Genomic DNA, 16,406 nt, shown 5'->3' with positions numbered 1-16,406 from the left:
GCGGCTTCCTGGTCACCCAGCGCATGCTCGCAATGTACAAGAAGAAGTCCAAGTGATTGGCGCTCACCTCAAGGTGACGAAAGTGATGGGGTCCTGAGATGAACGCCAATCTGTCTGCACTGCTCTATCTGGTCGCCGGCGTGCTCTTCATCATGTCGCTGCGCGGCCTGTCGAGCCCGGCGTCGAGCCGCCAGGGCAATTTCTTCGGCATGGTCGGCATGGCCATTGCCGTCGGCACCACGCTCGCTGCGCATCCGCCGGCCGATGCGCTGGGCTGGATCCTGGTCATCCTCGGCATCGCCATCGGCGGCGGCATCGGCGCGGTCATCGCCAAGCGTGTGCCGATGACCTCGATGCCCGAACTGGTCGCCGCCTTCCATTCGCTGGTCGGCATGGCCGCGGTGCTGGTTGCCGCCGGCGCCTTCTACGCGCCGGAAGCCTTCGGCATTCTCGATCCCGCGACCAACAAGATCGTGGCCGCGAGCCTCGTCGAAATGTCGCTCGGCGTCGCCATCGGTGCACTGACCTTTACCGGATCGGTGATCGCTTTCGCAAAACTCTCGGGCCGCATGAGCGGTGCGCCGATCATCCTGCCGGCGCGTCACATCATCAATATCGTGCTCGGTCTGGCGCTGGTCTTCTTCATCTATGGTCTGGTGAAGTCCGGCTCGGCGGTGGATTTCTGGGTCATCACCATTCTCGCGCTGGTGCTCGGCGCGCTGCTGATCATTCCGATCGGCGGCGCCGACATGCCGGTCGTGATCTCGATGCTGAACTCCTATTCCGGCTGGGCCGCCGCCGGCATCGGCTTCACGCTGGGTAATTCGGCGCTGATCATCACCGGCGCGCTCGTCGGCTCGTCGGGCGCGATCCTGTCCTACATCATGTGCCATGCGATGAACCGCTCCTTCATCTCGGTCATCCTCGGCGGCTTCGGTGGCGAGAGTGCTGCGGCCGGCGGTGGTTCGGGCGAGCAGAAGCCTGCCAAGCTCGGCTCGGCGGATGACGCGGCCTTCATCATGAAGAACGCCCAGAAGGTCATCATCGTGCCCGGCTACGGCATGGCGGTGGCGCAGGCGCAGCACGCGCTGCGCGAAATGGCCGACACGCTGAAGAAGGAAGGCGTCGAGGTGAAATACGCCATTCACCCGGTCGCCGGCCGCATGCCCGGCCACATGAACGTGCTGCTCGCCGAAGCGAACGTGCCCTACGATGAGGTGTTCGAACTCGAGGACATCAATTCGGAATTCGCCCAGGCCGACATCGCCTTCGTCATCGGCGCCAACGACGTCACCAACCCGGCGGCGGAAGAGGACAAGACCTCGCCGATCTACGGCATGCCGGTGCTGCAGGTCTGGAAGGCCGGCACCGTGATGTTCATCAAGCGCTCGCTGGCCTCGGGCTATGCCGGCATCGACAATCCGCTGTTCTATCGCGACAACACCATGATGCTGCTCGGTGACGCGAAGAAGGTGACGGAGAACATCGTCAAGGCGATGTGATCGGTCGGTGCCTGATCGGCGGCGGACCGTGCAAATCCTGACATGGACCGTCGCCCTGGCGGCGGTCTGTTATGGTGCAGGTCTGTCGTTGCTGTATTTCAAGCAACGAAACTTCATCTTCCCCATCCCCGAGACGACGCGAACGTCGCCTGAGGCGGCCGGGTTCGCGCAGGCCGAAGAGCATCGGCTGACCACGGCCGATGGCGAGACCATCATCGTCTGGCATGTCCCGGCAAAGCCATCGCGCCCCGTCATCATCTACTTCCCGGGCAATGGCGACTTCCTCGCAGCCCAGGTCGGCGGTTTCAGGCAGCTGACGGCGGAGGGTCACGGGCTGATCGCCGTCTCTTATCGCGGCTATGCCGGCTCGAGCGGTGCACCGAGCGAGAAGGGGCTGCTCCAGGATGCGGCCGCAGCCTATGCGTTTGCACGGGGGCGCTACCGTGCGGATCAGATCGTCCTATGGGGCTTCTCGCTGGGGACCGGCGTTGCCACCGCTCTGGCCGCAGACAACCCTGTTCAGAAGCTGGTTCTGGAAGCGCCTTATTCGTCCATGGCAGATGTTGCCGCGTTCCACTTCCGCTATGTGCCCGTGCGCGGGCTGCTGCGGGATCAGTTTCGGTCCGATCTCCGGATTGCGCGGGTCAAGGCTCCCGTTCTGATCATGCATGGCGACCGCGATCGGACGATTCCGGTTCGATTTGGCGAGCGCCTCTTCGGTCTCGCGCGTGAACCGAAGCAGTTTTTGCGGTTTCCGGAAGGCGCTCATAATGATCTGGCAACACAGGGAGCAATTGAAGCTGGACTGAAATTCATTCGCACCGACAGCCGCTGACCGCCATTCGAGCTTTGTCCAAAGTTCTCCAATGGCCCCGCAAAAATGCCCGGTCGAGCCGGGCATTTCGATCTTCAGCTGGAGGCTGCGTCGTCGCTCACGCCGGCATCCGGTGCAGCGCGCAGATCTTGTTGCCGTCGGGGTCGCGCAGGTAGGCGAGATACATCTTCACGCCGCCTTCGCGGACGCCCGGCGGTTCTTCGCAGGTCGTTGCGCCATTGGCGAGGCCGGCAGCGTGCCAGGCGTCGGCTTCTTCAGGGGATTTGGCGAGGAAGCCGATGGTACCACCATTGGCCGGAGTGGCCGGCTTGCCGTCGATCGGCTTCGACACCGAGAAGGTCCCGGTCTTGGTGCGGTAGAAAATGCGGTGACGATCAACCACGGCGGGCTCGACGCCGAGCGTACCCAGCAGCTTGTCGTAGAACGCCTTTGCCTTTTCCAGGTCATTGGTGCCAATCATGACGTGCGAAAACATCTCGTTTGCTCCCTTTGTTCTTTTTCGAGCTCACCACACGGTGATCCCCGACTATACCCATGGCATGTGATGCTTGGCGAGTGGGGTCAGCGTGACGCAGCCTCGCAACCTGACGCCGGGACAGGCGTTGTCCTATGTTGTCCCTCCCGTTTCTCGAATCCCTCAGGTTATTGCTCGATGTCTGCACACCCCGTGCCCCGCTCGTCATGGATGTTTCCGGCATCGGCCGTGGCATTTGTCGCCGTCACTGCAGCACTGGGGATTGGTTTTACGCCGTCCGTGTCCGGCATCCTGTTCTCTGTGGTCCTGCTGGCGATTCTGTTCGGCACGGTGTTCGCCGCCGTCCACCACGCCGAGGTGATCGCTCACAAGATAGGCGAGCCCTACGGCACGCTGCTGCTCACCCTGTCGGTGATCATCATCGAGGTCGCCGTCATCGCCACCATCATGATCGGCGACAAATCGGCACCGACGCTGGCCCGCGACACCGTGTTTGCCGTGGTCATGATCGTCTGCAACGGCATGGTCGGTCTCTGTATCCTGGCCGGTGGTCTTCGCTATTCCGAGCAGGAATTCCAGGTCTCGGGCGCCAAGATCTACCTCAGCGTGTTGATCGTTCTGTCCACAATGACGCTGATCCTGCCGAACTATACGCTGACCACACCCGGTCCGTTGTTCTCGGCACTGCAACTGGCCTTTGTCAGCATCATCACGATGATCCTGTACGGGTTGTTTCTCTACACCCAGACCGTGCTGCACCGGGATTATTTCATCAATGACGATGAGGATGATGACGGCGCTCCGCCGACTTATCCTATCACCAAGAATGCCATTCTGCTGGTGGTCGCGCTGATCAGCGTCGTCGCGCTTGCCAAGTCGTTCTCGGTGGTGGTGGATGCCGGTGGCGCGGCCATCGGCGCGCCCGCAGCCTTTACCGGCATCGTCGTGGCCCTGCTGGTGCTGATGCCCGAAGGCGTGGCGGCGTTTTCCGCTGCACGTCACAACAAGCTGCAGAAGAGCATCAACCTCTCGCTGGGATCGGCGCTGGCCACGATCAGCCTCACCATTCCTGCCGTAGCGCTGGTCGCGACGCTCCTCGGGCAGCCGCTGGTGCTCGGCCTGCCGCCGAGCGAGACGACGCTGCTGATCATGACATTCGCCATCAGCATGCTGACATTCGCCACAGGCGTAACCAACATCCTGTTCGGCATGGTGCACATGCTGGTCTTTGCTGTATTTCTGCTGACGGTATTCGCACCGTAATCAAGGAAGCTTCCGATGCTCGCTGCCCAGTCCGACGTCCAGCAGGACACGCCCGAAGTTCGCGTCACCGAATGGCGTCTGGCGCCGGGGGCTGCCACCGGTCACCACACCCACGGCATGGACTATGTGATCGTGCCGGTGACGACCTCGGTGATGACCATCGTGGCACCGGACGGCACCCGCTCGCAGGCACCGATCACCGCCGGCAAGTCCTACTTCCGCAAGGCGGGCGTCGAGCACGACGTGCTCAACGAGACCGACAAGGAAATCGTGTTCCTGGAAGTCGAGATCAAGCAGAAATAAGGGCCGGCGCCTACGCTCCCGCCCCGCCTCGAAACGCTTTGCAACATTCCCGCACCCCGTGCGGGAACTTGCCTTTGATCCGTCGCGATTGATCCCTGAATCAGCCTCAAATTTCCAGCATGTAGCGGCCGGGGAATGAGGCCGGGTTCATGCTGAAGAAGTATCTTTCGAAATTCACCATCGACATCCTGCCGTCGGTTTTTGCGACGGTGGTCGGTGCCTATATCGTCAATTATTACATCATCCCGAAAGCGCGCGAGGATCGTCCGCCGGCCCCGGCTGCTGCCCAGAGCGCGCCGGCTCCGGAAAAGGCAGCTGCCAAGCCGGCAGAGGCTGCCGCGGTGGATGCCATCGAGCCGGCGCCAAGCCCCATCAGGAAAGCCGCCGACAAGCCAGTCGAGAAGGCTGTCACCGAAAAGCCGGAGACTCCCAAGACTGATACCGCCAAAGCCACCGAACCGCGGCGCCATGCACCGGCGCGTGAAAAGGCCGTGGCCAAGGCGGAGCCGGGCAAGACTGAGCCGGTCACCGGGGCGCCCGCGCCGACCCCGGTGGTCGCCACCGTTGGTACGGCGCCATCCGGCGACGCCAATGATCTTGCTCGCGCCGCCATCGAGCGGTTGAGCCGTGGCGAGAAGACCGAGGCGTCGCGTACGCCCGAGCGCACGGCCGCCGTTCAACCGCAGCCGGCACCCGCGGTGCAGCCGCCCGCCCAGCAGGCGCAGCCGATGCAGCAACTGCCGCCGCCGATCGTGGTGTCGAATCCGAATAACGACGATTCCGCACCTCCCGCGCAGTCGCGTGGTCCGCGGCCGCCAGGCAACGTGCCCGTTCCGATTCGGGAGATGCAGGCCAATGCGGAAGAACGCGGCGGCCGCACCAATGTCGTCGAGGATGTGCTGAGCGGCGCCAAGTCGATGTTCGACAAGGTGATTCCGCGGCCGTTCGAGCGCTAGGTGCTCATCCCGCCCGTCCGCCGTTCCGCGTCATGCCATTGCGTGCAGCGTCGTCGTTGGGGCGCAGCAGCACGGCACGGCTGAATGAGTCCGCCGCCTTTTCCTTGTTGCCGAGCTTCTCATAGGCCGAGCCGCGGGCGATCCAGATCTGCGCGTTGCCGGGGGCAACGCTCGACGCTTCGTCGAGATCCGATGCCGCTTCCTGCGTCTTGCCGAGCGCGAGATAGCATTGCGCACGGCCGAGCAGGGGATCGGCCTGTTGCGGCGTCAGGCCATTGGCGGAGGTGAAATCCGCGATGGCAAACTCGTACTTCCTTTCGGACTGATACAGCAGGCCGCGCTGATAAAAGGCCTGCGCGCTGGAAGGATCGAGATCGATCGCTGCATTGTAGGCCGCGAGCGCTTCGGCGCTCTGGCCCGCTTGCGCAAGGCTCGCCCCGCGTGCGGCCTGAACCCTTGCCTCCTGCGGATCGGCCTTGGTCGCGAGGCTGTGGGTCTGCGGCGCCGTCGAGGCCGTTGCCTTCGGCTCGTCCTTGTCGGGTGTCAGCGATGCGAGATTGAACGAACAGCCACCTGCGCACAGGCCGGTCAGCAGCACGGCGAGAGCTGTGATGCCGCGCTTGCCGATGCAGGATGGCGATGTGGTCGGCCGTCGGTCCATGCAGGGCAAATCTCTTGCAACAGTCGGTGAAGCTTCCTAGCGCGTCAGCAAGAGAATTGCATCCGGACAAAGCGGCGCGCTTTTGTCCATGTCGGCAAAAAATAAGCGAGCCGGGGCCCGCAAAAAAAATAACGCGGGCCGAAGCCCGCGTTATCGAAATCAATGTCGCTTTGCTTAGCGGGCCGGGCGCGGAGCGCCGGCACCAGCGCCGCCAGCACCCGGACGGGCACCGCGATCGCCACCGGGGCCAGCGCCGAACACCGGCTTCGGCTTCATCGGCAGCAGGCCTTCGCGCTGCAGCTTCTTGCGGGCCAGCTTGCGTGCGCGACGCACGGCTTCAGCCTTTTCACGGGCCTTCTTCTCAGACGGCTTCTCGTAGTGACCGCGGAGCTTCATCTCGCGGAAAATGCCCTCGCGCTGCATCTTCTTCTTCAGCGCCTTGAGAGCCTGGTCAACATTGTTATCGCGAACGAGAACCTGCACGCGGCATCCTCTTCATCATACGGATCAGAATTTCGGGTAAGAAAAGAGCCGACAGAGGCCAAGCTCTTAACCTGTAAGGGCGCTCATGTATCAGATGGAATCGGCAATGTCCACCTCGCGGCCCGGTAATTCTGGTCCTGTATAGCCGTAAAAGCCCTCATTTTACAGGCATTCCTGGTGGCGATTGGGTCAGTTCCCCTGCTCCAATGTCGGGGAACCCGGACGCATAGTCCCTGCCGGGGCGTGTCCCGCGCGATGCGCCTCACCCAACGGCGGGAGGACAGCATGAATGGGAAAAAATACGCGGCCGAGCTGATCGGCACTTTCTGGCTCACATTCGCGGGTTGCGGCAGTGCCGTCATCGCCGCCGCCTTTCCTGAGGTCGGCATCGGCCTGGTCGGCGTCTCTTTCGCCTTTGGCCTCAGCGTGGTCACCATGGCTTATGCGATCGGTCACGTGTCGGGATGTCATCTCAATCCCGCCGTCACCGTCGGCCTCGCTGCGGGCGGGCGTTTTCCGAGCGGACAGATCCTTCCCTACATTGTCGCGCAGGTGGTTGGTGCCGTGCTGGCCGCCGCTTTGCTGTATGCGATCGCCCGCGGGGCTGCCAGCTTCGATCTTGCCAAGGGCTTTGCATCGAACGGCTACGACGATCATTCGCCCGGCAAGTACAACATGATGGCGTGCTTCATCATGGAAGTCGTGATGACGATGATGTTCCTGTTCATCATCATGGGCGCGACCCATGGCAAGGCGCCGGCAGGATTTGCACCACTGGCGATCGGCCTTGCGCTGGTGATGATCCACCTGGTCAGCATCCCCGTCACCAATACGTCGGTGAATCCGGCGCGCAGCACCGGTCCGGCGCTGTTCGTCGGCGGCTGGGCGCTGCAGCAGTTGTGGATGTTCTGGATCGCACCGCTTGTTGGCGGCGTGCTTGGTGGAGTGATCTATCGCTGGCTCAGCGAAGAACCGACCGGCGTGATCGAAGGGAAGCTGGCGACCTGAAGGTCGCCGCCTTTACGTGGCGGGCTTCACTTCGACCACATGGCCCATCTTGCGGCCGGGACGCGGAGCGCCCTTGCCGTAGAGATGCACGGTCGCGCCGGGGATGTTGAGCCACTTCGGATAGTCCAGAATGTCGTCGCCGATCAGGTTGGTCATGGTGACCTGACCGTGGCGTACCGCCTTGCCCAGCGGCCAGCCGGCGATGGCGCGGATGTGCTGCTCGAATTGCGAGACCGAGGCGCCGTCCAGCGTCCAGTGGCCGGAATTGTGCACGCGCGGGGCGATCTCGTTGACCACCAGCGACGGGCCATCCTTGCCGGGTACGACGAACAGCTCGACGGCAAAGGTGCCGACATAGCCAAGCGCGGTGCCAATCTTTTCCGCGATCTCGCGTGCCTTGGCAGCCAGCGCATCCGGGATGCGGGCGGGCGCGTAGGAGAATTTCAGGATGTGATCGCGGTGTTCGTTTTCGGTGACGTCGAAGCATTCGACGCTGCCATCGGCACCGCGCGCGGCGATGACCGAGACTTCGCGCTCGAACGGCACGAAGGCTTCGAGGATGGCTTCCTTGGTGCCGAGATCGTCCCAGACCTGATCGAGATCGTCGCCTTCGCGGATCATCGCCTGGCCCTTGCCGTCATAGCCGAAGCGGCGCGTCTTGATCACCGCGGGCAGGCCGAGCTTCTTGACTGCATCGCGCAGTTCGCCGGCGCTGGAGACACTCGCATAGCCTGCCGTGCCGATCCCGAGGCCGGTGACGAAGTCCTTCTCCACAAGGCGATCCTGCGTCGTCTGCAGAATGCTCTGTGCGGGCAGAACAGGACGGCGTGCATCGAGGATCAGCGCCGTCGCGGCCGGGACGTTCTCGAATTCGTAGGTGATGACGTCGCAGTCATTGGCGAACAGCTCGAGCGCCTCGACATCGGCATATTCAGCACAGGTCGCGTTCTGCACCACATCGAAAGCGGGGGAATCCGGATCGGGCGAAAACACCTGGCACTTCAGACCGAGCCGTGCCGCCGCGAGCGCCAGCATGCGACCAAGCTGGCCGCCGCCGAGAATGCCGATGGTGTCGCCGGGCTTCAGCACTTTCATTGCCGGAGCCATTACGCGGTGCCTTCCGGCTTTTCAGCCACGGCGTCGGTCTGAGCCTTGCGCCAGGCGGCGAGGCGCGTCGCGAGCGCGGGATCATGCAGCGCCAGTACGGAGGCTGCGAGCAGCGCGGCATTGATCGCGCCGGGCTTGCCGATCGCCAGCGTGCCGACGGGAATGCCGCCCGGCATCTGCACGATCGAATAAAGGGAATCGACGCCGGACAGCGCCTTGGATTCCACGGGAACGCCGAACACCGGCAGTTCGGTCAGCGCCGCAGCCATGCCCGGCAGATGTGCCGCACCGCCTGCACCGGCGATGATGATCTGGAATCCGGCCGCTTTCGCGCCCTTTGCGAATGCCACCAGACGATCCGGGGTGCGATGCGCCGAGACAATGCGGGTATCGTGGGCAATGCCCAGCGCCGTCAGGGTCTCGGAGGCATGGCGCATGGTTTCCCAGTCGGACTGGCTTCCCATGATAATGGCGACGGGCGCGGACATTCCGGTATTTTCTTTCGCGAATCCAGAAGGATAGCTGGAAATACAAGTTCCGCCCCCAGCCTGGCCGGGAGCGTCGAACGGACAATCTCGTCAATGATGACGGGACAGCCTTGTAACAAATCCGATGCAAAAGAAAACCCGACGCGCGGGCGCTGCACGCCCGGATTTGACGCAGTTTGGCGCAGATTTGGCCGAGGACGGTGCGGCAGCCTGGCGGCCGTCTTGCGGCATCTATGCGGCAGCCGGTTTGCGCAGTGCCAGCGTCACTCCGCCGAGGGTGAGTGCCATGGCGATCACTTCACGGAGCCCGAGCGGTTCCCCCAGCACGACCGCGGCGCCGATAACCCCCATCACGGGAACCACCAGGGTTCCCATCGCTGCCGTCGAGGGTGGTAGCCGGCGCAAGGTGGCGAACCAGGTGAGGTAGCAGATGCCCATCGGTCCGAGGGTCATGTAGATCAGCGCGCCCCAGCCGGTCGGGGTGAGGGCGGCGATGTCGGGTTTCTCAAAAATCAGTCCGAGAATGATCATCGGGAAACAGCCAAGCCCGACCTGCCATGCGGCCAGCGCAACGGGCGGAATCGGCAAGGGTGTGCGCATCAGCACGCTGCCGAGCGCGAACAACGTTGCGGAGCCGAGCGTGAGAGCAATTCCGACCATCTTGTCCGGCGTCAGCGCGAAGCCGTGCTCGCCCATCAGGACCACGATGCCGGCAATGCCGAGCACCAGCGCGATGGCGTCGCGCAGTCCCGGGCGATGACCGAGAATGGGCCATGCAAAAAGCGTGGCCCAGATCGGCATCGTATAGACGAGCAATGCACCTTCGCCGATGCTGAGCATTTTCAGCGCGACGGTGGCAAAGCCCATCCATGCGAAAACATTGGTGAAGGACGCGAACAGCAGCCGCGGGATCGCATGCCGCGGCACGCGTAGTTTTTCACCGTAAGCGATCGCTATGCCGGCCAGAATAATTCCTGCCGCCGTGCCGGCAACGCCGCGTGCAAACAGCGGTGGCCAGTCACGTAGCAATATCTTGATGATCGGCCAGTTCATGGCCCAACCTGTGGCGGTTACTCCGAGACAGAGGAAACCGATCAGGCGCGCATTGGGTGATGTGGTGGTCGGCATGGCCGTTTGTTCAATCCGGCTCAAGACACAACCAAGAACCACGCTGCAGCGTGACTTGTTGTCTCAGGCGATGATGTCAGGGGTAATCTGATCTGAGATCGCCGAAATGCGATCGCGCAATTGCAGCTTGCGCTTTTTCAGTCGCTGCAACTGCAGCAGATCCGGCGCGGGCGAACGCTGCAAAGCGTCGATGGCGGCGTCGAGATCGCGGTGTTCTTGCTGCAATCGGGCCAATTCGGCAGGGAGTTCGCGATCTTCGTCGTCGTTCATGATCTTCGCTGACTTGGTCCGCCAGTCATCTGGCGGGAATCCATGAGGTAACTATCGCCGCTGTAGGTGGTCCATGCAAGCCATCCGGTTCCGGCATTTTGCAGCGCATTCGTTACGATTCGTTTTTCACGATGCGCGGAGCAGGGCGGTACAATTTTCAAGACCCATCGACAGATGTCCACTGTCATGTAGACTTCATCGTCCAACCGAATCCGAACTTTGGTTTTCTCAACCACCCGAGGAGTTTTCGAATGGCACTTCAGGCGCATCTGGTCGAACTGGAACGCAAGCACAAGGTTCTCGAAACAGAATTGCACGATGCCTTGCTGCATCTGTCCACCGATGATCTTCGCATCGTGGAACTCAAGCGCCGGAAACTGATGGTCAAGGACGAGATCGAACGCCTTCGACAGACCAGCACCACGCTCCATTAACTCTCCCTCACATGCCCTGACACGACGCCTCATCACATGACGTTGTCAGGTCTGCGTGTCCGCATCGTGAAGTCATGATGCCTACACGCCTCTGCCCTTGCGACGAAGCGATCTGAAACGACGGTTGGACCAGATTGCTTCGGACGCAGGCGCGGTTTCTCAAGCGCACATCACGGCTGCGTTTCGATCCCCGCCACCTCAGCCACATAATCCGCAATCGCCAGCGACGATGTCAGTCCGGGCGACTCGATGCCGAACAGGTTGATCAGGCCGGGCACGCCATGCACCTGCGGGCCCTGGATCATGAAGTCCTGCGTTGCCACGGCCGGCGGCACGATTTTCGGGCGCATGCCGGAATAGCTGGGCATCAGCGCGCCGTCCGGCAGCGATGGCCAGTAGCGGCGGATGGCGGGATAGAATTTCTCGCCGCGCGCGGGATCGACTTCGTAATCGACGTAATCGACCCATTCGACGTCGGGACCGAAACGCGCCTGACCTGCGAGATCAAGGGTGAGATGCACGCCGAGGCCGCCGGGCTCGGGGACCGGATAGATCAGGCGCGAGAACGGCGCCTTGGCGTTGCAGCTGAAATAGCAGCCCTTGGCGAGATAGGCCGGCGGGATCAGATCGAGCGGCATGCCGTCGAGCAGGCGCGCGATCATCGTGGCACTGAGGCCGGCGGAATTGATCAGCATGTCGCAGCCGAGTGCCATCGGCGCCTCGCCGCCGACTTCGACCTCGAAGCCTTCGGCGGTGACGCGGCCGCGCTCGAATGGCGCGAGGAAAGCGAAGGCGGCGCCGGCGGCTTCAGCCTCGCCGCGCAGCGACAACATGTAGGAATGACTGTCGATGATCCCCGTGGAGGGCGACAGCAGCGCGCCTTCGCAGGCCAGTGCCGGCTCCAGCGCGCGCGCTTCCTCACCCGACAGCACCTGCATGTCGGCGACGCCATTGGCTTCGGCATGCGCCTTGATGGAGGCGAGCTTGGCCATTTCCTCGGGACGGGTCGCGACGATCAGCTTGCCGCAATTACTGTGCGGAATGCCGCGGCTGCTGCAATAGTCATAGAGCTTGTGCTTGCCTGCCACGCAGAGCTTCGCCATCAGGCTGCCGGCGGCATAATAGATGCCGGCATGGATCACCTCGCTGTTGCGCGAGGAAGTAACGGTCCCGATGGCGTCGGCGGCTTCCAGGACGATCACTTCGCGGCCGGCTTCGGCCAGTCGGCGGGCGATGGCGAGGCCGACGACGCCGGCACCGACTACGACGCATTCCACCCTGTCCATGTCGGTCCTGTCCCGTTTCTTCCCTGCCGCGCGGCTCGATTAGTAAAACATTAAGCATCGCAGCCAATTACCAATCAATTCCGGAGTTTAGTCAGGCTGCATTCAGACGCATTTACCTGATCCAAATACCTGGAACTGAAGACTTGCACTCTGCGAATACGCGGGTGCGCAATGACTGGCAAGATCGAGCGAGCGAAGAACGGGGCGGTTGGCTACGCCAGCGCCGCCGTTTGGCTGTTGGCCATTGCGGGCCCGGCTGCCGCCGAAAACACCACCGCGGCCGCCCAGCAGCCGGTCGCTGACCCCTATTTCGTCTGGCATGTCGTCATTGGCGGTCTGGTTGTCGGGGCCTTCACCACGGCGATCGTGTTCTGGGTTGCCTCAGCCCTGCGCAACGTCCAGCGCCAGCAGCAGCAGCGCAACGAATTCGTCGGCTCGGCGCTCAATCATCTGGGCCAGGGCATCGTGATGCTCGATGCGAACAGGCGCGTCGTGTTCTGCAACGATCGCTATCTGGAGATCTACAAGCTCACCCGTGCGGAAGTCACACGTGGCATGACCGGCGCCAATCTGCGCGAGTTGCGCCGCCAGCGCGGCACCGTGGATGTCAGCCCGGATTGCTATTACGACAAGGCGATGTCGGCGGATGGCTATGTGGCCGAACTGCCCGGCGACCAATTCGTCCATGTGAAGTTCAACCGGCTGCCCAATGGCGGCTGGATCGGCATCCACGAGGACTGCACCGCGCAGCGCCTGATGCAGGACGAGCTGGCGAACACCCGCAAATTCCAGCAGACGGTGCTCGACAATATCCCGGTCTCGCTGATGGTGCAGGAAGTGGCCACCGGTCGCTACCTGTTCGCCAATCGCAATGCCGAGGTGATCCTCGGTCGTCGCCGCGAGGATGCGATCGGCAAGACCGTGCCGGAAATGCTGCGGCCTGAAGAGGCCAAGATCATCGTTGCGCGCGATCAGGCGGCCATCACCAGCCGCACGCCGATTGCCGAGGAACATCCCATCTCGACCCGCGATGGCCTGCGCCTCTTCCTGACCCGTCGTGTCACCGTGCAGGGGGACGACGGCGAGGTCCAGTATCTGATCAAGACCCATGAGGATGTCACCGATCGCCGCCAGACCGAGGCGCGGATGGCCCATATGGCCTATCACGACGGACTGACCGATCTGCCGAACCGCGTCGCATTCCTGCAGGCGCTGGCGCAGATGATCGATGCCTGTACCGAGGCTTCGGAAGAGTTCGCGGTGCTGTCCATCGATCTCGATGGCCTCAAGGAAATCAACGACGTCTTCGGCCATGCCATCGGTGACAAGCTGCTCATCGAGGTCGCCAAGCGGATCGAGGCTGCAGTGGGCGGCGGTGTCGTTGCGCGGCTCGGTGGCGACGAATTCGGCGTGATCATCGACGGTGCGCAGCCGCAGGTGGGGCAGGCGCTGGCCGAGCGCATTGCCTCAGCGCTAGCCGAGCCGTTCCCGATCGAAGGCAAAGCCGTGCGCATTGCCGTGACCACGGGCATCTCGCTCTTCCCGCGCGACGGACGCGATGCGGCGGCACTGCTGGCCAATTCCGGTGCGGCGCTGTTCCGCGCCAAGACCCGCTCGCGCGGTTCCATCAGCGTGTTCGAGCCGGAAATGGACCGCCAGTTGCGCGATCGCCGCGTGCTGCATCAGGATCTCTCCACGGCCATCCGCAATGGCGAATTGTCGCTGCATTACCAGCCGCAGGCCCGCGCCAGCGAGAATGTGCTGGATGCCGACATCACCGGCTTCGAGGCGCTGGCGCGCTGGATCCACCCGACCCGCGGTTTCGTCTCGCCGGCCGACTTCATCCCGCTGGCGGAAGAAAGCGGCCTGATCGTCGAGATGGGCGAATGGATTTTGCGCCAGGCCTGCCGCGAGGCAGCGTCCTGGGCGGTGCCGTTGCAGGTCGCCGTCAACCTGTCGCCGGCACAATTCGTGCGCGGCGACGTGGTCGGCGTCGTGCATGCGATCCTGCTGGAGACCGGCCTCGCGCCGGGCCGGCTGGAGCTGGAAATCACCGAAGGCGTGCTGATCGAGGATTTTGACCGCGGTGTCGCGCTGCTGCGGCGGCTGAAGGCGCTCGGCGTGCGCATCTCCATGGATGACTTCGGCTCGGGCTATTCGTCGCTGACCTATCTGCAGGCATTCCCCTTCGACAAGATCAAGATCGACCGCGCTTTCGTCATCAATCTCGGCCGCAATCCGCAATCGGCCGCTATCGTCAAGGCGGTGATCGGGCTCGGCCATGGCCTCGATGTCTCCATTGTCGCGGAGGGCGTCGAGACGCATGAGCAGCTGACATTCCTCGCCAATGAAGGCTGCAACGGCGTGCAGGGCTATTTCATCGGCCGCCCGGCGCCGATCGCCCAATATGCCACGCTGGTCGGCAAGGCCACCGGCGTGCGCAAGGCCGGGTGAGGTTGGTTGTAGGATGGGTTGAGCGCAGGCGCGAAGCGCCGGAGCGATAACCCATCAGCGGAGCTCGCCACAGGCGACGGACAGCATGGGTTTTCGCTTCGCTCAACCCATCCTACGGTTTCCCAGTAGTTGAGCCCGCCCGGTTCCGCCGCTAGTTTGCGGCCATGACGAATCCCGCTGCCTCCATCGATGCCGCGACCGAGGACAACCTCGCCATCGCCTATCCCACACCGCTGCTGCGGATCGACGCCGTGTCGAAACGGTTCGGCGCGCATGCGGCCGTGGACAGGCTGTCGCTGGATATCCGGGAAGGCGAGTTCTTCGCGCTGCTCGGGCCTTCGGGCTGCGGCAAGACCACGCTCCTGCGCATGCTGGCCGGCTTCGAGACGCCGGATAGCGGGAAGATCGAACTGAACGGCGAGGACATCGCTGTGGTGCCGCCGCATCAGCGGCCCGTGAACATGATGTTCCAGAACTACGCGCTGTTTCCGCATCTCAGCGTACGCGACAATATCGGCTTCGGGTTGAAGCATGCGGGCCTCACGCGCGTCGGCATCGATGCGCGCGTCGCCGACATGATTGCAATGGTGAAGCTGGGCGGGTTCGAGCAGCGCAAGCCGCACCAGCTCTCAGGCGGTCAGAAGCAGCGCGTGGCGCTCGCGCGCGCCTTGGCGCGGCATCCTAAATTGCTACTGCTCGACGAACCGCTGGCGGCGCTGGACAAGAAGCTGCGCGAAGAGACGCAGGCGGAATTGATGCGGCTGCAGCGTCAGCTCGGGCTGACCTTTGTGATCGTCACCCATGACCAGGACGAAGCCATGTCCATGGCCGACCGCATCGGCGTGATGCATGGTGGCCGGCTGCAGCAGGTGGCGACGCCGCGGCAGCTCTATGAAGCGCCGGCGTCGCGCTGGGTGGCGGAATTCGTCGGCGACATCAATCTCGTCGAGGGGGAGATCCGCGTGCGCGATGGACATCGGCTGACGGTCGAGGGCCGCGGCACCGGCACGCTGTTCGCGGTGCTGCCCAATGAGCCCATCGACAGTCTCGCGATCTGCGTCGCGATCCGGCCGGAGAAGATCAGGCTGTCGCGGCGCGGGCTGGCGGCGGGGCTCAATCATGCCGGCGGCATGAACAGCATCGAGGGTGTGGTCGACGAGGTCGGCTATCTCGGCGGACGCTCGGTCTATAAGTTGAAGCTCGATCACGGCGCGACCTTGCGCGTGGCGCTGGCGAATACGGCGCGGCTCGATGTCGATGCCTATGCGATCGGTGAACGCGTCACCGCCTGGTTCACGCCGGACGATTGCGTGGTGCTGCCGCGATGAACGCCAAACGCCTGTTCACCGCGCCGGCAAGGCGAATGGCGATCCCGCCCTATGTCTGGATGGTGCTGTTCTTCCTGCTGCCCTTCGCCTTCGTGGTGAAGATCAGCCTGTCGCAGACCACACTGGCGCAGCCGCCTTATGTGCCGGTCTTTGGTTTCACCGATGGCTTTGCCGGCGTGGTGGATGCGTTCGCGACGCTGTCCCTCGACAATTTCCGCGCGCTGCTGGCCGACCAGCTCTATGTCTCGTCCTATCTACGCAGCATCGCGGTGGCCTTCACATCGACGCTCTTGCTGCTGGTGATCGGCTATCCCATCGCCTATGCCATGGCGCGCCTGCCGTCGCGCTGGCAGGGCATCGCCATGATGCTGGTGATCGTGCCGTTCTGGACCTCGTTCCTGATCCGCATCTATGCCTGGATCAAC

Annotated in this window: 18 protein-coding genes; 10 read left to right on the top strand and 8 right to left on the bottom strand. The window is 63.2% G+C overall.

Annotated elements, in window-relative coordinates:
- Positions 1–98: 98 nt before the first annotated feature.
- The gene (locus tag ACIQ17_RS20095) at positions 99–1,502 is read left to right on the top strand and encodes an NAD(P)(+) transhydrogenase (Re/Si-specific) subunit beta (RefSeq protein ID WP_398470831.1); all 1,404 of its coding nucleotides are present in this window, start codon (positions 99–101) and stop codon (positions 1,500–1,502) included.
- A gap of 28 nt (positions 1,503–1,530) precedes the next feature.
- Positions 1,531–2,337, top strand: coding sequence for an alpha/beta hydrolase (locus ACIQ17_RS20090; protein WP_398470830.1), 807 nt, complete (start codon positions 1,531–1,533; stop codon positions 2,335–2,337).
- Between the two features lie 97 nt (positions 2,338–2,434).
- Here the strand turns inward: ACIQ17_RS20090 and ACIQ17_RS20085 are convergent, their stop codons facing one another.
- Entirely contained in the window at positions 2,435–2,812 is a 378-nt protein-coding gene (locus tag ACIQ17_RS20085; protein WP_398470829.1) for a VOC family protein, read from the bottom strand.
- A gap of 177 nt (positions 2,813–2,989) precedes the next feature.
- Here ACIQ17_RS20085 and ACIQ17_RS20080 point away from each other — a divergent pair, with 177 nt between their 5' ends.
- The 3 genes from ACIQ17_RS20080 to ACIQ17_RS20070 all read left to right on the top strand — a co-directional run bounded on the left by ACIQ17_RS20080 (position 2,990) and on the right by ACIQ17_RS20070 (position 5,334).
- Complete coding sequence (locus ACIQ17_RS20080) at positions 2,990–4,075, top strand: calcium:proton antiporter (RefSeq protein WP_398470828.1); 1,086 nt, start codon at positions 2,990–2,992, stop codon at positions 4,073–4,075.
- A gap of 15 nt (positions 4,076–4,090) precedes the next feature.
- Positions 4,091–4,378: a cupin domain-containing protein gene (locus ACIQ17_RS20075; RefSeq protein ID WP_398470827.1), complete on the top strand. Its 288-nt coding sequence runs from the start codon at positions 4,091–4,093 to the stop codon at positions 4,376–4,378.
- A gap of 149 nt (positions 4,379–4,527) precedes the next feature.
- The gene (locus ACIQ17_RS20070) at positions 4,528–5,334 is read left to right on the top strand and encodes a hypothetical protein (protein ID WP_398470826.1); all 807 of its coding nucleotides are present in this window, start codon (positions 4,528–4,530) and stop codon (positions 5,332–5,334) included.
- Between the two features lie 4 nt (positions 5,335–5,338).
- Here ACIQ17_RS20070 and ACIQ17_RS20065 read toward each other — a convergent pair whose 3' ends face one another.
- A complete protein-coding gene (locus tag ACIQ17_RS20065) occupies positions 5,339–5,995 on the bottom strand; it encodes a tetratricopeptide repeat protein (RefSeq protein WP_398470825.1) in 657 nt (218 codons plus the stop codon).
- A gap of 174 nt (positions 5,996–6,169) precedes the next feature.
- Complete coding sequence (gene rpsU / locus ACIQ17_RS20060; RefSeq protein WP_211910232.1) at positions 6,170–6,478, bottom strand: 30S ribosomal protein S21; 309 nt, start codon at positions 6,476–6,478, stop codon at positions 6,170–6,172.
- 285 nt (positions 6,479–6,763) lie between these two features.
- Between rpsU and aqpZ the strand changes: the two genes are divergently transcribed.
- Positions 6,764–7,486, top strand: coding sequence for an aquaporin Z (gene aqpZ, locus ACIQ17_RS20055; protein WP_398470824.1), 723 nt, complete (start codon positions 6,764–6,766; stop codon positions 7,484–7,486).
- Positions 7,487–7,498: 12 nt separating this feature from the next.
- On the opposite strand, the gene ACIQ17_RS20050 is transcribed toward aqpZ, so the two are convergent.
- The 4 genes from ACIQ17_RS20050 to ACIQ17_RS20035 form a co-directional block, all read right to left on the bottom strand.
- Positions 7,499–8,593, bottom strand: coding sequence for a 5-(carboxyamino)imidazole ribonucleotide synthase (locus tag ACIQ17_RS20050; protein WP_398470823.1), 1,095 nt, complete (start codon positions 8,591–8,593; stop codon positions 7,499–7,501).
- A complete protein-coding gene (purE, locus tag ACIQ17_RS20045) occupies positions 8,593–9,081 on the bottom strand; it encodes a 5-(carboxyamino)imidazole ribonucleotide mutase (protein ID WP_398470822.1) in 489 nt (162 codons plus the stop codon). The genes ACIQ17_RS20050 and purE overlap by 1 nt, the downstream gene beginning before the upstream one ends.
- A gap of 231 nt (positions 9,082–9,312) precedes the next feature.
- Positions 9,313–10,209, bottom strand: a complete 897-nt coding sequence (locus ACIQ17_RS20040; protein WP_398470821.1) for a DMT family transporter — start codon at positions 10,207–10,209, stop codon at positions 9,313–9,315.
- A gap of 63 nt (positions 10,210–10,272) precedes the next feature.
- On the bottom strand, positions 10,273–10,479 hold the full coding sequence (locus ACIQ17_RS20035; RefSeq protein ID WP_398470820.1) for a YdcH family protein: 207 nt from the start codon (positions 10,477–10,479) through the stop codon (positions 10,273–10,275).
- Between the two features lie 251 nt (positions 10,480–10,730).
- On the opposite strand from ACIQ17_RS20035, the gene ACIQ17_RS20030 reads away from it, so the two are divergent.
- Complete coding sequence (locus ACIQ17_RS20030; protein WP_398470819.1) at positions 10,731–10,913, top strand: YdcH family protein; 183 nt, start codon at positions 10,731–10,733, stop codon at positions 10,911–10,913.
- 170 nt (positions 10,914–11,083) lie between these two features.
- On the opposite strand, the gene ACIQ17_RS20025 is transcribed toward ACIQ17_RS20030, so the two are convergent.
- Positions 11,084–12,199, bottom strand: coding sequence for an NAD(P)/FAD-dependent oxidoreductase (locus tag ACIQ17_RS20025; RefSeq protein ID WP_398470818.1), 1,116 nt, complete (start codon positions 12,197–12,199; stop codon positions 11,084–11,086).
- 171 nt (positions 12,200–12,370) lie between these two features.
- On the opposite strand from ACIQ17_RS20025, the gene ACIQ17_RS20020 reads away from it, so the two are divergent.
- From ACIQ17_RS20020 to ACIQ17_RS20010, 3 genes are all read left to right on the top strand, one after another.
- Positions 12,371–14,653 carry an EAL domain-containing protein gene (locus ACIQ17_RS20020; RefSeq protein ID WP_398470817.1) on the top strand — a complete coding sequence of 761 codons (2,283 nt, stop codon included), beginning with the start codon at positions 12,371–12,373 and terminating at the stop codon, positions 14,651–14,653.
- Positions 14,654–14,817: 164 nt separating this feature from the next.
- Complete coding sequence (locus ACIQ17_RS20015; RefSeq protein ID WP_398470816.1) at positions 14,818–15,981, top strand: ABC transporter ATP-binding protein; 1,164 nt, start codon at positions 14,818–14,820, stop codon at positions 15,979–15,981.
- Positions 15,978–16,406 (top strand): ABC transporter permease (locus ACIQ17_RS20010; protein WP_398470815.1); only part of this gene is annotated, 429 nt, incomplete at its 3' end. The genes ACIQ17_RS20015 and ACIQ17_RS20010, both read left to right, overlap by 4 nt.

It is taken from the genome of Tardiphaga sp., from assembly GCF_044340795.1.
Lineage (GTDB): Bacteria > Pseudomonadota > Alphaproteobacteria > Rhizobiales > Xanthobacteraceae > Tardiphaga.
Note: the sequence above shows the minus strand (reverse complement) of the source record. Positions and strands in the feature narration are given on the sequence as shown.

What these genes read in the sequence shown, in the direction of transcription:
- ACIQ17_RS20095 (WP_398470831.1), top strand. Translation starts at nt 99, where the DNA reads ATGAACGCCAATCTGTCTGCACTGCTCTATCTGGTCGCCGGCGTGCTC.
- ACIQ17_RS20085 (WP_398470829.1), bottom strand. Translation starts at nt 2,812, where the DNA reads ATGTTTTCGCACGTCATGATTGGCACCAATGACCTGGAAAAGGCAAAG.
- ACIQ17_RS20080 (WP_398470828.1), top strand. Translation starts at nt 2,990, where the DNA reads ATGTCTGCACACCCCGTGCCCCGCTCGTCATGGATGTTTCCGGCATCG.
- ACIQ17_RS20075 (WP_398470827.1), top strand. Translation starts at nt 4,091, where the DNA reads ATGCTCGCTGCCCAGTCCGACGTCCAGCAGGACACGCCCGAAGTTCGC.
- ACIQ17_RS20070 (WP_398470826.1), top strand. Translation starts at nt 4,528, where the DNA reads ATGCTGAAGAAGTATCTTTCGAAATTCACCATCGACATCCTGCCGTCG.
- ACIQ17_RS20065 (WP_398470825.1), bottom strand. Translation starts at nt 5,995, where the DNA reads ATGGACCGACGGCCGACCACATCGCCATCCTGCATCGGCAAGCGCGGC.
- aqpZ (WP_398470824.1), top strand. Translation starts at nt 6,764, where the DNA reads ATGAATGGGAAAAAATACGCGGCCGAGCTGATCGGCACTTTCTGGCTC.
- ACIQ17_RS20050 (WP_398470823.1), bottom strand. Translation starts at nt 8,593, where the DNA reads ATGGCTCCGGCAATGAAAGTGCTGAAGCCCGGCGACACCATCGGCATT.
- purE (WP_398470822.1), bottom strand. Translation starts at nt 9,081, where the DNA reads ATGTCCGCGCCCGTCGCCATTATCATGGGAAGCCAGTCCGACTGGGAA.
- ACIQ17_RS20040 (WP_398470821.1), bottom strand. Translation starts at nt 10,209, where the DNA reads ATGCCGACCACCACATCACCCAATGCGCGCCTGATCGGTTTCCTCTGT.
- ACIQ17_RS20035 (WP_398470820.1), bottom strand. Translation starts at nt 10,479, where the DNA reads ATGAACGACGACGAAGATCGCGAACTCCCTGCCGAATTGGCCCGATTG.
- ACIQ17_RS20030 (WP_398470819.1), top strand. Translation starts at nt 10,731, where the DNA reads ATGGCACTTCAGGCGCATCTGGTCGAACTGGAACGCAAGCACAAGGTT.
- ACIQ17_RS20025 (WP_398470818.1), bottom strand. Translation starts at nt 12,199, where the DNA reads ATGGACAGGGTGGAATGCGTCGTAGTCGGTGCCGGCGTCGTCGGCCTC.
- ACIQ17_RS20020 (WP_398470817.1), top strand. Translation starts at nt 12,371, where the DNA reads ATGACTGGCAAGATCGAGCGAGCGAAGAACGGGGCGGTTGGCTACGCC.
- ACIQ17_RS20015 (WP_398470816.1), top strand. Translation starts at nt 14,818, where the DNA reads ATGACGAATCCCGCTGCCTCCATCGATGCCGCGACCGAGGACAACCTC.